This window comes from Pseudoalteromonas sp. GW168-MNA-CIBAN-0100 (assembly GCF_040309225.1).
GTDB lineage: Bacteria > Pseudomonadota > Gammaproteobacteria > Enterobacterales > Alteromonadaceae > Pseudoalteromonas > Pseudoalteromonas arctica.
In genome coordinates this window covers 141760-155493 of sequence record NZ_JBEOOL010000009.1, presented here as the reverse complement: position 1 = coordinate 155493, position 13734 = coordinate 141760, and the positions used below count along the sequence as shown (strand labels likewise).

12 protein-coding genes and 1 tRNA gene are annotated in these 13734 nt (G+C 39.6%); 8 read left to right on the top strand and 5 right to left on the bottom strand.

Annotation, left to right across the window (positions count from 1 at the left end; all coding sequences use genetic code 11):
* Window positions 1-2: 2 nt before the first annotated feature.
* Window positions 3-77 (top strand) — tRNA-Gln (locus tag AAEY62_RS07850).
* 41 nt (window positions 78-118) lie between these two features.
* Here AAEY62_RS07850 and AAEY62_RS07845 read toward each other — a convergent pair.
* A complete protein-coding gene (locus AAEY62_RS07845) occupies window positions 119-1702 on the bottom strand; it encodes a putative bifunctional diguanylate cyclase/phosphodiesterase (protein ID WP_350634771.1) in 1584 nt (527 codons plus the stop codon).
* A 154-nt stretch (window positions 1703-1856) separates the two neighbouring features.
* Window positions 1857-3113: an FAD-dependent monooxygenase gene (locus tag AAEY62_RS07840; protein ID WP_350634770.1), complete on the bottom strand. Its 1257-nt coding sequence runs from the start codon at window positions 3111-3113 to the stop codon at window positions 1857-1859.
* Between the two features lie 169 nt (window positions 3114-3282).
* Here AAEY62_RS07840 and miaB point away from each other — a divergent pair, with 169 nt between their 5' ends.
* Genes miaB through lnt form a run of 5 tightly spaced genes read left to right on the top strand, consistent with a single transcriptional unit; the run spans window position 3283 to window position 8741 of the window.
* A complete protein-coding gene (miaB, locus tag AAEY62_RS07835) occupies window positions 3283-4731 on the top strand; it encodes a tRNA (N6-isopentenyl adenosine(37)-C2)-methylthiotransferase MiaB (RefSeq protein WP_101216148.1) in 1449 nt (482 codons plus the stop codon).
* 50 nt (window positions 4732-4781) lie between these two features.
* On the top strand, window positions 4782-5840 hold the full coding sequence (locus AAEY62_RS07830) for a PhoH family protein (RefSeq protein WP_350634769.1): 1059 nt from the start codon (window positions 4782-4784) through the stop codon (window positions 5838-5840).
* Window positions 5841-5844: 4 nt separating this feature from the next.
* Window positions 5845-6303, top strand: coding sequence for an rRNA maturation RNase YbeY (gene ybeY, locus AAEY62_RS07825; protein ID WP_002958542.1), 459 nt, complete (start codon window positions 5845-5847; stop codon window positions 6301-6303).
* A gap of 22 nt (window positions 6304-6325) precedes the next feature.
* Window positions 6326-7210, top strand: coding sequence for a CNNM family magnesium/cobalt transport protein CorC (gene corC, locus AAEY62_RS07820; protein WP_007585597.1), 885 nt, complete (start codon window positions 6326-6328; stop codon window positions 7208-7210).
* Window positions 7191-8741, top strand: coding sequence for an apolipoprotein N-acyltransferase (lnt, locus tag AAEY62_RS07815; RefSeq protein WP_350634768.1), 1551 nt, complete (start codon window positions 7191-7193; stop codon window positions 8739-8741). Before corC ends, lnt begins: the two co-directional genes overlap by 20 nt.
* Before the next feature lie 54 nt (window positions 8742-8795).
* On the opposite strand, the gene AAEY62_RS07810 is transcribed toward lnt, so the two are convergent.
* Window positions 8796-10061: a hypothetical protein gene (locus AAEY62_RS07810; RefSeq protein WP_350634767.1), complete on the bottom strand. Its 1266-nt coding sequence runs from the start codon at window positions 10059-10061 to the stop codon at window positions 8796-8798.
* A 41-nt stretch (window positions 10062-10102) separates the two neighbouring features.
* The gene (locus AAEY62_RS07805) at window positions 10103-11113 is read right to left on the bottom strand and encodes an RDD family protein (RefSeq protein ID WP_350634766.1); all 1011 of its coding nucleotides are present in this window, start codon (window positions 11111-11113) and stop codon (window positions 10103-10105) included.
* A 223-nt stretch (window positions 11114-11336) separates the two neighbouring features.
* Between AAEY62_RS07805 and AAEY62_RS07800 the strand changes: the two genes are divergently transcribed.
* Together AAEY62_RS07800 and AAEY62_RS07795 are read left to right on the top strand one after the other, a co-directional pair.
* On the top strand, window positions 11337-11912 hold the full coding sequence (locus AAEY62_RS07800; RefSeq protein WP_350634765.1) for a hypothetical protein: 576 nt from the start codon (window positions 11337-11339) through the stop codon (window positions 11910-11912).
* 17 nt (window positions 11913-11929) lie between these two features.
* Window positions 11930-12478, top strand: a complete 549-nt coding sequence (locus tag AAEY62_RS07795; RefSeq protein ID WP_024591118.1) for a hypothetical protein — start codon at window positions 11930-11932, stop codon at window positions 12476-12478.
* 65 nt (window positions 12479-12543) lie between these two features.
* Here the strand turns inward: AAEY62_RS07795 and AAEY62_RS07790 are convergent, their stop codons facing one another.
* A complete protein-coding gene (locus tag AAEY62_RS07790) occupies window positions 12544-13632 on the bottom strand; it encodes an alkene reductase (RefSeq protein WP_350634764.1) in 1089 nt (362 codons plus the stop codon).
* Window positions 13633-13734 lie beyond the last annotated feature (102 nt).

Genomic DNA, 13734 nt, shown 5'->3' with positions numbered 1-13734 from the left:
GTTGGGATATCGCCAAGCGGTAAGGCACCAGGTTTTGATCCTGGCATTCCCAGGTTCAAATCCTGGTATCCCAGCCAATTTGACTCCCCTGTCTAAAACTTCTCAATACTCATTAAATTCAACTTACTTTTTCTGCACTTAAATAAACATTTATAAATTCATCTATATTTATTGGTTTGCTATATAAATACCCTTGTAAATAATCACAGTTAAGACTCAACAACGCTTGTTCTACCTCTTTAGTTTCTATTCCCTCAGCAACTACATCGCAATTTAATCGACTCGCTAAAAACAATGTAGATTCTACAATGGCGTAATCAGGCGAGTTAGTAAGCATATCTTTGACAAACGACTGATCAATTTTTATTTGATTGATTGGCAGCTCTCTTAATAATGACAGTGACGAAAAGCCAGTACCAAAGTCATCAACACTAAATTTAAACCCGCGCATACTCAACTGTTGCATCATTTTTCTAGCAGCCGGTATATTTGTCATCATTGCACCTTCTGTAATTTCAAAAATTAACGAGTCGCTTAATGTAGGGTCGGTTGCGAGTAAACTAATTATAAAATCGTAAAACTCGCTGCTTTCAATATCTTTAGTCGATAAGTTGACATGTATAGTACCGGTGAAACCAAATAGCTTGAGCTTTCTAATATGATTAACGGCTTCTTGTACAACCCATTTCGATAAAGGAAAAATAAGCCCTGTACGCTCAGCTACGGTTATAAACTTTTCTGGACTAATAAAGCTGCCATCATCTTGCGGCCATCGGATAAGCGCTTCTAGGCCATGTAATTGCAGATCTTTAGAGTCCATTATGGGTTGTAAATAAAGCTCAAACTCATCTTTATGTAATGCCACTTTAATTTTGGCTGATAGATCAAAAAAGTCCTCAGCTCGTTTACCTATTGCAGATGAGTAATTTACCAATGGTTGAAATGTTTTTTTAGCTTCATGCAGTGCCAAGTCAGCTTTTTTTAATAGCTGATCGGGCAATCGGCTATCATCAGGAAAACGGCTTACGCCTATACTTAATTGTATTTTAACCATTTGCTCATTCGTACAAAACGGACTTTTGACGGCTGAGTTTATAATGTTTACACAATAATTCATGCTTTCATCTGTATCGGTATGCAATAAAAAAGCAAACTCATCGCCACCTATTCGATATAACTTAGCAATGCCGCATAATTCTTTATTTAGTTTATTGGCAAATGCAGCCAAGAGTTGGTCACCACACTGATGCCCAAACGCATCATTAATTTGTTTAAAGTTATTTAAGTCGATATAAAATAGTGAAAATGGGGAAGGATATTCAACTTGTTTACTTAAAGATTTAAAAAATTTATCGCGATTAGGTAGAGTTGTTAAGTTATCGTGCTCAGTTTGATATTTTTGATACTGCGTTGCTTGCTCTATTTTAAGAATACTTTTTAAGCTCAGTTTAATAACTAAAAAAACAAACCCACCACCGCCAAGTAACAACATAGCCACCATATTCATAACGACGGGTGCAATGTCGTGGTTTGAAAAATAATAAAGTATCCACCAATACCCTATAATAAAAAAGATAATAGCGCATAGCAGTATACTCCATGCTCTTTGCGATGTTTTTTTGCAAACTTTAACGGTTGTTTTTAAGCTAGCAACAAGCAGTAGCGCACCTAAAATAATTATTACTGTAAAAAAATTATCCACACACAGGCTCTTTAAAGTTATTAAATTGCGATTTAGTGATGTAACACCAGTTAAATTAAAACCGTGTTCAATATAGCCGAGTCACTATTTGCTGACTTAAAAACAGACATAAAAAAAGGCTCATAAATGAGCCTTTCTAATATCTACTTTAAATTTAGCCTAAATCACCACTAATTGCGTATTTTAAAACCCAGTTTTTTATTGGCCCCGTATTATTAGCCATTTTTAAAAACTGGCTACGTGCCCATTTAAGTGGCGTAATTTGATTAGAAAACCCAAAGTAACACGCGTCCATCATGCTCATCATTAATAAATTAGCCCTGCGGCGAGCTCGCTCGTATTCTTTAAGTTTTAGTGGGCAACCTATATCTCCTGCTTCGTTTAAAACCTCAGCAAGTGCCACTACGTCCTGAAAACCTAAATTAACGCCCTGCCCTGCAAGTGGGTTAATTGTATGTGCAGCGTCGCCCACTAAAACCAAGCGCCCTTGCGAATAATTATTAGCGTGTTGGCGAGTTAGCGGAAATATCGCATGGGTTTGTACTTCAAAGTCTCCAGCAAGCTCTGGGAACTTGTTCAGTATGTGCGTTTTTAACTGCTCTGGGTTTAGCCCTTTAAATGCTTGTAGTGTATTTGCATTGTCGTACCAAATTAAATTAGCGTACGGTGCCTGCATTGGTAAAAATGCTAATGGCCCGGTTGGTGTAAACTGTTGCCATGTTTTAATTTGTTGCGGGGCATCGAGTTTAATTAATACCCCCATGCAATGCTGCTGGTACTGCCATCCCGTAATACCAATATTAGCTTTATCACGCAATTGCGATTGCCCGCCATCGGCGGCAATTACTAAATCAGCCGTATAGGTTTGCTCTCCATACACAAGCGTAATTAAATCATCCGTTTGCTCTATTTTAGTTACCGGTAATGATTGCTCAATAACCTCAATCTTATAATGCTCAAATTGCTGCCACAAACTTGCTTGTATTAAACTATTTTCAATCAAGTGACCTAAATGTGTCGTGTTTATGTCGGCGCAATCAAATAATAAATTGTCACCACCGCGCTCAAAAGCCTCTAATTGTTGATAAGGTGCTATGCGGTTTTGCCTTAAAAGAGGCATTGCGCCTAATTCATCAAGTAAATTTTCTGAAAAACGATTAATAGCAGACACTCTAATATCCACCTTATCGCTACTAAGAATGTGCGATGGGTCTATTAGGTGTTTTTCAATTATGCGCACGCCAAAGCCTTGCTGAGCCAGCTTTATCGCCATAGCCGCGCCAACCATGCCCCCGCCAACCACTATCACATTATTTTTGGTCATGTTTTTCATCATTTTATTATTACTTGAGTCTGTTTTGATTGTATCAAAATTAATTTGTTTTATACCAGAGGATATCCCTAACAGCACATTAAACTCGCCCCGTATTGATTTGAGATCACAAACATGAAAACTATACTTGGATCTGGGCGGGTATCCAGCTAAAATACGCCTCCTTTAAGTGAGCATGCTTGCTCCTTAATCCTGTTTCTAGCACATTTTTGTGCCACTATCGAATTGAACACGAGGCAATATTTCAATGAGCAAAAAGCTGCATATTAAAACCTGGGGTTGTCAGATGAACGAATACGACTCTCAGAAAATGGCTGAACTTTTAGATGCCACCAACGGCTACCAGCTAACTGATGATGCAACAGATGCCGACGTAATCTTACTTAACACCTGTTCAATTCGTGAAAAAGCACAAGAAAAAGTATTTCACCAGTTAGGTCGTTGGAAATTGTTAAAAGACGACAAGCCAGACTTAATAATTGGTGTAGGTGGTTGTGTTGCCTCACAAGAAGGTGACTCTATTCGCCAACGCGCACCATTTGTAGATGTTATTTTTGGCCCGCAAACGCTACACCGCTTACCAGAAATGATTAAACAAGTGCAAGGCAACAAAGGCTCATCGGTTGTTGATATTTCATTCCCAGAGATTGAAAAGTTTGACCGCCTGCCAGAGCCAAAAGCGGATGGCCCATCTGCGTTTGTATCAATTATGGAAGGCTGTTCTAAATACTGTACTTTTTGTGTTGTACCATATACTCGCGGCGAAGAAGTTAGCCGCCCAGTAGATGACGTACTGCTTGAAATTGCACAGCTTGCTGAGCAAAACGTACGTGAAGTAAACCTACTAGGCCAAAACGTAAACGCATACCGCGGCGACACACACGATGGCGAAATATGTTATTTCTCAGATTTAATTCGTCTTATTGCTGCTATTGATGGTATTGACCGTATTCGTTACACCACATCGCACCCGGTAGAATTTACGCCAGACATCATTGACGTTTACGCTGATGTACCAGAGCTTGTAGATCACTTACACCTACCAGTACAAAGTGGTTCAGACCGTATATTAAACCTAATGAAACGTGGCCATACGGCAATTGAATACAAATCGACAATTCGTAAGTTACGCAAAATTCGCCCTAATTTAAGCATGTCGTCAGATTTCATTATTGGTTTCCCAGGCGAAAGTAAAGAAGACTTTGAAGCAACCATGAAGCTTATTAGCGACATTGGTTTTGATATGAGCTTTAGCTTTATTTACAGTGCACGCCCAGGTACGCCAGCGGCAGATTTGCCAGATGACGTAACAGAGCAAGAGAAAAAAGAACGCTTATACTTACTACAAAACCGTATTACACAAATGGCGCAGCAAATTAGCCGTCAAATGTTCGATACAGAGCAACGTATACTTGTTGAAGGTCCTTCTAAAAAGAACCCGATGGAATTACGTGGCCGCACCGAAAATAACCGTGTAGTAAATTTTGTTGGCCCGCACACAGTGATCGGACAGTTTGTTGACGTACGTATTACCGAAGCACTACCTAACTCTTTACGTGGTGACTTAATTCGTACAGAATCAGAAATGAACTTACGACGTGAAATCGCGCCTTCAGCTATTTTAACTAAAGCTGCAGCTGCAGAGCCAAAACCAGACACTGTTAACGAAATTGGCGTAGCTTCTTTCGTTCCTTAGTCACACTATTAGCGCCAGTTAACGCTGGCGCAGTACTATAGGAAGCAATTTTGAGTAATCAGTTAAAAACATTAGAGATTTATTTAGAACCTGCCGATAACAAACGCCTTTCTTCTTTATGTGGCCCGTTTGACGAAAACATCAAACAAATTGAACGCCACCTGGCTGTTGAAATAATTCACCGTGACAACTTTTTTAAAGTAACCGGTAAACTACACAACTGCGCCGGCGCTGTAGAAATCTTAAAAAACCTTTATGTTGATACTCAGCCAGTTCGTGGTGTTTTAGGCGAAATAGAACCCGAAGCCGTTCATTTAGCTATTACCGAATCAAAAGCCCTAGAGCAAGACGCATCAAGCAGCGCTTACGGCAAAGAAATGGTGATTAAAACGCGCCGTGGTGTGATTAAACCACGTAACGATAACCAAGGTGTTTATGTGGCTAATATTTTAAACCACGACATTACCTTTGGTATAGGCCCTGCTGGTACTGGTAAAACCTACCTTGCAGTTGCTGCCGCTGTTGACGCCCTTGAGCGCCAAGAAATACGCCGCATATTATTAACGCGCCCTGCTGTAGAAGCGGGCGAAAAGCTTGGTTTTTTACCCGGCGATTTAAGTCAAAAAATAGACCCGTACCTGCGCCCTCTTTACGACGCTCTTTTTGAAATGCTAGGTTTTGAAAAAGTAGAAAAACTCATCGAAAAAAATATCATTGAAGTCGCCCCACTTGCTTACATGCGCGGACGTACTTTAAACGATGCCTTTATTATTTTAGATGAAAGCCAAAATACCACCGCCGAGCAAATGAAAATGTTTTTAACCCGTATAGGGTTTAACTCAAAAGCGGTTATTACAGGCGATATAACACAGGTCGATTTACCTCGTGGCATACGTTCAGGCCTTCGCCATGCAATGGAAGTACTTGATGGCGTAAACGAAATTAGCTTTAACTACTTTAAAGCCCAAGACGTAGTACGCCACCCTGTTGTAGCACGCATAGTTGAAGCCTACGAGCGAAACGACGAAAGCGAGCGACTAAAGCGCATTGAAAAGCAAAATGCAAAAGACGCACTTGCTGCTCTTCAACAGCCTACTACTAAAGAGTAATACTTTGACAACCGAACTTGATTTACAAATAGCCTGTGAGTTTGACAACCTCCCAAGCGAAGAGCAATTTGCACTGTGGGCTGACAAAGCCCTTAGCCAATACCGTGACGAGTCAGAACTCAGTATCGTTATTAGCGACGAAGCGCAATCGCAACAACTTAATAACGACTATCGCGGTAAAAATAAACCGACCAACGTACTGTCGTTTGAATTTGAAGCACCACCAGGAATAGATATTCCCCTGGTTGGTGATTTAATTATTTGCCCAGCCATTGTATTAGCTGAAGCAATTGAGCAAGAGAAGTCATTTCATGACCACTTTGCCCACATGGTTATTCACGGATGCTTGCATTTGCTTGGATTTGACCATATAAAGAGTGACGATGCTTTAGAGATGGAAAGCATCGAAAAGCAATTACTTGCAGAGCTAAACATAGCAGACCCATACCGGGACGATATTTAAATTAACGGAGCAATTAGACGCAATGAGCGACGGTAACTCGCAATCTAGCCAGGGTTCTTCTGGCAAAACGTGGTTGGGCAGAATAGCTCAAATGTTGCAAGGGGAACCCCAGAATAGAGAAGAGCTGGTCGAAGTTATTGCCGATGCGCAAGAACGAGACGTAATCGATCCTGAAACAAAAGAGATGATAGAAGGTGTGCTTGGCGTGTCTGAGCTTAAAGTGCGAGACATAATGGTTCCGCGCTCACAAATGATCACTCTTGAGATCGACAGCCCGCTTGAAGAGCTAATTCCAATGATGGTTGACTCAACTCACTCACGTTTTCCAGTGGTGATTGAAGACAAAGACCATGTAGAAGGTTTTTTACTCGCTAAAGATTTATTGCCACTGATCTTAAATAAAGACGAGCATTTACCATCAATACGCGATTATTTACGCCCAGCAATGGTAGTACCTGAGAGCAAACGTGTTGATACATTGCTAAACGAATTCCGTCAGCAACGCTACCATATGGCTGTTGTTATTGACGAATACGGCGGCGTATCGGGCTTGGTAACGATTGAAGATATTCTTGAAATAATTGTTGGCGAAATCGAAGATGAGCACGACGAAGAAGAAGAACATCAAGATATTCGTCGACTTGCTAAACATGTTCACGTAGTGCAAGCACTCACACCTGTAGATGACTTTAACGAGCATTTTAAAACAGGCTACAGCACAGACGAAGCCGATACTATTGGCGGAACTGTACTGCACGCATTTGGCCATATGCCAAGCCGTGGTGAAACGATTGACATAGAAGGTTACCAATTTAAAGTAACCAACGCCGACAATCGTCGTATTTTGCAACTGCAAGTCACCGTTCCTAAGGCTGATGATAACGACAGTGAAGAAACTGCTAACTAGACTTACCTTATTAGCAAAAGATAAAAAAGCATGGCTCGCACTCGTTGCGGGCCTTGTTTTAACTTTTGGCTATGCCCCCTTTGAAATTTGGCCCATTGTATTTATTAGCCTTGGTACCATAATTTTTTGCGTTAACCCCAATAATACCGGTAAAGCACACGCAAAAACCGCTGCTAAATATGGCTTTATATTTGGCCTAGGCTGGTTTGGTGCTGGTATAAGCTGGGTACATGTTTCTATTGCCACCTTTGGCGGTATGCCGCTTATAGCATCGCTCTCGTTAATGGCATTTTTGTGCGCCTACTTAGCATTATTTCCCGCACTTGCCTTTTGGGCAACTACACGCTTTGCCACTGGCCCTAAAAGCTTTGGCGCATTACTAATTGCATGCTTTGCAATTAGCGAGTATTTACGTAGCACCGTACTTACCGGTTTCCCGTGGTTAAGTTTTGGCTACACACAAACCGACGGACCTTTAAGGCTGCTTGCCCCTTATATTGGCGAGTTTGGCTTAACACTTACCTGTGTCGCTATTGGCTTTGCACTGTATAGACTTACCCAAAAAGATTTTAAAACCCCGGCGGTTACGGCTACAGCTGTTGCGCTTATTTTTACAGGCGCAAGCACTACCGGCAGTATTCATTACACAGATAAAAACATGTCAGTATTGCTCGTACAAGGGAACATACAGCAACACCTGCGCTTTGAGCCAAGTGAGTTTTGGACCACAATGAGCAAATACCAAGACCTGACACGCCCACATTGGGATGCCGACTTAATAGTATGGCCAGAAGCTGCAGTGCCTGAAATAGAAATGCTTGCCGATTCCTACTTAGCCAATTTAGACAGTGCAGCCTCGTTTAATAAAACCGCCCTTGTAACCGGTATTGTTGACTACCAGCAAGACACCAAAAACATATTCAATACACTTATTGTGGTCGGTAATAAAGAACGCGGCGACGAGCACGGGCATTACCATTACCTTAATAAAAACCGCTATCAAAAACACCAGCTATTACCCATTGGCGAATTTGTGCCGTTTCAAGACTTTTTGCGCCCTATTGCCCCATTATTCGATTTACCTATGTCGTCGTTTACGCGTGGCGACAAAGTGCAAAACAACTTGCGCGCCAACGGCTTTAATTTACTCCCCGCTATTTGCTACGAAATAGTATTTTCCGACTTAGTACGCGGTAATTACAAAAGCGATTCCGACCTACTCTTTACAGTAAGTAACGATGCCTGGTTTGGCGACTCTATTGGGCCTTTGCAACATATGCAAATAGCCCGTATGCGCGCGCTCGAGCTACAACGCCCTCTAGTGCGAGTTACCAACAATGGGGTAAGCGCCGTATACGACCCTATAAGCCACGCACAACAAACTATGCCTCAGTTTGAAGCTACCATATTGAAAGCCAACATTAAGCTTATAAAAGGCGACAGCGTGTACAGCCAGTACGGCAACATATTTGTGTGGGGATTTGTGTTGTTGATGGGTCTTGGTGGTTTTGGGGTTAGGTTTAGAAGTTAAGCTCGCTATTTAAGATGTAGGGCCTACATATTTAGCTCTACATTTTTAAAGTGTTTAATTAGCTTCTAAAGCCATTTCTTCTAAAGATAACCTTAGTAAGTAGCTACACCATTCCCTTAAATTTAGCAGACTAACTTGGTAGTACTCTCTAGCGTTACTCATTGTATTGCTATCTAATAGTGGTACCGCACTGCCTGAATATGAATTATCGACAAACCTAGTTCCTTGGTGAAGGTATCTTGATCTTAAACCGTAATATGAATTAATTATTTTAACTAATGGGTCATTATTGCTATCTTTTCCCACATTCAATCTCACTCTATCTGAGATTGAATGTACTTGTTGACCACAACTATCACACTTTTTACTCTTCGAAGCTCCAATCAACGACGCAACTTCTAATGAAGACATATAAAGTATCATTGCATCTTCACTTGATGATGGATGAAGTTTAGCTGCATTAGAGAATCTTAAATCGCTCTGAAAGTCAGTATTCCCCTCATCACTTGCCTCCCCTATTCTCGGAGTTGGGGAATATGTATCTAAGGTAAATGAATCTAAAGATCTGCCTGATGAAAAATGAGCATAAGAATTCAAGAGTAATTGAATTTCATAAGAGTAAATATCATTACTCAGTATGTAATCAATAAGGAAACAGGTTTTTTCTGAGATTTGAACTAAGCCATCAGCTATTGGTTTAGCATCAATCCAACTTATATCTCTAGAGTATTTATTAATTTCAATACTTGAAAACGATGAATCATTGTCACTTTGAGTATCTCGAATAATCAAACAGTTTGTACTAACAGTTAAAATTTCAATAATCGTTTTAATTTTTTCTGCTGCTTTAGCTTCTGCATCTTTAGTATCATAACCATTAATATCAACTATCAATTTAATTGAGCTATTACCTGTTGGTTTTAAAACAAAACTTTTACCTGAGTATGCGGCAATAGAACCCCTAATAACTTCAAGAGAAGTACTAAATCTGAATTTAGAAATCAGTTTTTTATAATCTAAACTATTTTTAACTAGCTCTCTAATAACTTTTAGGTCGCTTATAATTTCATCACTTTCGATATAATCAGAGAACATGACCGCGACTAAATTTCCTTTTTGTTTATACCTGACCGAAACCTCGAAAGAACCTTTAGCTTTATAGTTCATACGTCCTAAAATTATTTGTTTAGAACCTAGCTTTTTATACGGAGAGTAATGCCAAGCACACTTACCAAAGTGATCTCTAATACTTGCCCATAAAGATCTCAAAAAATGATTACTTTCATTTTCATTATTTAATCCTTCAAGTAAGACTTCCAAATAGATATACCTATAGTTTAATTAAATTATGTTAATTGGAGTTAGTCCTTCACTGCTTCTTCTACCGTTTCCACATTTACAACTTGATTCAAGTTACCTTTAATAACCACCGTCGCTGATATTTTATCTTGAATGGCTTGCCTGTTTGGGTCCCAATATATCTGTAAAAAGCCCAATAAGCCCGTTGCAAAGCCTGCACCGTAGCCGCCGTAGCGACCAAAACAATCTAATAAACCTAATGGCTCACCGCTTAGGGCGACAACACGGATATTACAAACCTTTTTACCCGGCGTTTGGCCGCGCCAAAGTAACGAGAACAACGTAAAGTAAACAGCAGCCCAGCCAAAACCTAAGCCCAAGTCTTGAATAATGCCTTTGCTCCACTGCAAAATACTATTTGTGGTTGTTTGTGCAGGTTTTTCTTCTATTAACTGTGCAGGCTTTATTTCGTTATTTTCACTGAGCACTAGTAGCTGTAAAAGTACGGTAGCAAGTTGTGGGTTTTGTAGGTCGTCCATTTCTGCTAATTTAGGTACTTGCCCGATTAAATTATCAAGCGCGTTTTGTTGGCAAGGTTGCTCACAGCTGTCATCGGCTGTTTGCGCTAAATAAGTATTTACCTGTTGTTTTTCTGTGGGAGTAAGCTGAATTTCATCTTGTATTTTTACGCCCTGAACAGCTAAAGCTTGATCAGCGTTATCGTCTTCTAGGTAATCAATGCCAATTGAAAGCACAGTAAGTGCGCTTACAAATAAAATACTTGCTGCCGTTATTTTTAAAATTCTTCGCCACATATTCGACATTTTTGGAAGGTATTGCTGTGCCGTACCTTTATAAAAAGCCATTGCAGCAACAAATGCTATTAAAGCCGCGCTGAGTTTGGCTGCTAAAAATATCAGTGCTACATCAATAATAATCGCTAATGCACGCCGCATTGGCGTAGCTAAAGGCAAGCCCAGTAAAGCACTGTCAATTTTAAAGGCGTAGGGGGTAACAACTTCTCGGGTTTCAGAATTTGATAATTCTAATTGTTCTATCTCTTTGGCTTTCATTTATTTTCTTGTTATTAAAATAGGTAACCCGGTTAACTTACGCGTTTTTTATTTTTTGCTCAAGATTAACTCTGCTTTATTTTTAAGAAAACCGACCCCACAAACACTAAAAGTTACAACCGTTTACAAATATAAAGTTAACATAATTTACAAAAGTAACTATTGAACATATATTGATGCTGAAACTGCTTTTACACTAAAAATTAAATATATGGAGTATATTTTGAAGTTATTAACTAACGTGTTTTTCTTGTTTTCGGTCCTTATTTTGAGTGGCTGTGCCCACCAAATAAGTTTAAATCCAGACACTGAAAAACTTCAGGTTACAGAAAATAAATCAGGATCGGTTGTAGGTTATTATATTTCTGAAGATGATATAAAAAAACAAGTAAAAACACCTGGCGGTGGTGGCGATAATGTTAGTTATAAACCTTATAAAGACACAGAAGCAGCGTTGTATACTGTGCTTTCTAATAAATTTGAAAACGTTTATAGGCTTGAATCATTAACTGATAGTACATTTTTAAAAGATAAAAAAATTGAGTATGTATTCATACCGACAATAACAACGCAATCTAGCTCAGATAGCTTATTCACATGGCCTCCTACAGAATTTACTTTCACACTAAACTGTAAAACTTTAAATAACAATGGCGATATAGCATGGAATAGTGAAGTTAAAGGTTTTGGCAAAGCTGAATTTGATGAGTTTAAAAATGATTTTTCTTTATCTGCAAAACGTGCAACAGAAGAAGCATTTAACAAACTAGTTGTAGAACTTGATCAATCAAATTTATAAATAAGGACAGAAATAAAATGAAGTATAAAAGTTCACTAGGTTTAATCGCGGCTTTATTTTTAAGTGCATGTACCATTCAAGTTCCACCTTATAGTGCAGATATCAGTAACGTTTCTAAACTAAAAGAAGAGTCTAATACACCAGTCTCAGTCGGAAAAATTGAATCTGAAAAAAAATTAAATAAGATATCACTTCGAGGCTCTCCTCTTGTTTCATCTGTAGGCAACAGCTATGGTGAATATATTGAGAGCGCTTTAATACAAGAATTAAAACTGGCTAAACTTTGGTCTGGTGTTGCTAAAAAGCAAGTGACTGGCAAGGTTATTGACCAAGATATTGATGTAACAGGGTTCTCAGAGGGGAATTCATTTATAAAAGTAAATTTTGTTGTTTCAGAGGATGATGCAATTTTATTTGAAAAAGTAATTTCAGCTGAACATGATTTCGACTCTTCATTTATTGGCGCAATTGCAATCCCAAATGGTCAACGAAGCTATGTAGAGCTTGTTCAAAAATTACTTAAGAACTTGTATTCTGACGAAGAGTTTATTACTGCAATTAAGTAAGTACTCTCAGTGTAATTAAAACAAATAAGGAGCTGTATGCTACAGCTCCTTATTTATATATAAATTTAATTTGTAACTGGATAATCGGTATAGCCTTGCTCTGCACCACCAAACAAAGTGTCGGGGTTGTGGCTGTTAAGAGGCTTGCCTTGCTTTAAGCGTGCTGGTAAGTCTGGGTTTGATACAAACGGGCGACCAAAACCAATCATGTCGGCCCAGCCTTCGCTAATTGCTTTGTCTGCGCGCTCTTTTGTGTACTTGCCTGCGTAAATTAATACACCGCTGTAGGCTTTGCGAATAGCGTATTTAAACTCAACACTCATCAAAGGTGCGTCATCCCAATCGGCTTCGGCTATATGCATGTAACCTACACCGGCTTTATTTAATGCCTCAGAAACCGCTAAATAAGTTTCCTCAGGGTTTTCGTCTACTGTGCCATTAAGAGTTGTTAACGGGGCTAGTCTTACGCCTACTTTGCTGCTACCAATTTCGTCGCTAACGGCATTTACCACTTCAATTAAAAAACGTATTCGGTTTTGCACGCTGCCACCATATTCATCGGTGCGAGCATTTGATTCTGAGTCTAAAAATTGGTTAATAAGGTAACCATTAGCAGCATGAAGCTCTATGCCATCAAATCCTGCATTAACTGCATTTTTAGCAGCTTGGCGAAATTCGCCTATGACATGCGTAATATCTTGTTTGCTCATTTCGCGTGGGAGTTGGGTGTCTACAAACCCCGGTGCGCCGTTTGTATCTACAAATACTTTTACGTCTTTTGCAGCAATGGCCGAGGCTGAAATAGGCTGCACGCCACCGGTGTTGTCACTATGAGTTACACGGCCAACATGCCAAAGCTGAGCAAACATAACGCCACCAGCACTATGTACTGCGTTGGTTACTTTACTCCAACCTACAACTTGCTCATTTGAATAAATACCCGGAGTCCAAGCGTAGCCTTTGCCAAGTTCACTAATTTGTGTGCCTTCGCTTACAATTAGCCCGGCACTTGCGCGCTGTGCGTAATATGTTGCCATTAAGTCGTTAGCTATATCGCCAGGCTGTGTTGAACGCGAGCGAGTCATTGGGGGCATAACAATACGGTTTTTTAATGTTTTACCTGCAAGTTCTATTGGTTCAAAAAGTAATGTCATAATGCCTCCTAAGTTTGATTGCACTCATAATAACGTAACAAAGCACATGCAAAAACAACAAAAACTGCAAAATAGTTTTGTTGTATCTGCAATAAAGCTACA

What these genes read in the sequence shown, in the direction of transcription:
- miaB (WP_101216148.1), top strand. Translation starts at nt 3,283, where the DNA reads ATGAGCAAAAAGCTGCATATTAAAACCTGGGGTTGTCAGATGAACGAA.
- corC (WP_007585597.1), top strand. Translation starts at nt 6,326, where the DNA reads ATGAGCGACGGTAACTCGCAATCTAGCCAGGGTTCTTCTGGCAAAACG.
- AAEY62_RS07805 (WP_350634766.1), bottom strand. Translation starts at nt 11,113, where the DNA reads ATGAAAGCCAAAGAGATAGAACAATTAGAATTATCAAATTCTGAAACC.
- AAEY62_RS07795 (WP_024591118.1), top strand. Translation starts at nt 11,930, where the DNA reads ATGAAGTATAAAAGTTCACTAGGTTTAATCGCGGCTTTATTTTTAAGT.
- AAEY62_RS07790 (WP_350634764.1), bottom strand. Translation starts at nt 13,632, where the DNA reads ATGACATTACTTTTTGAACCAATAGAACTTGCAGGTAAAACATTAAAA.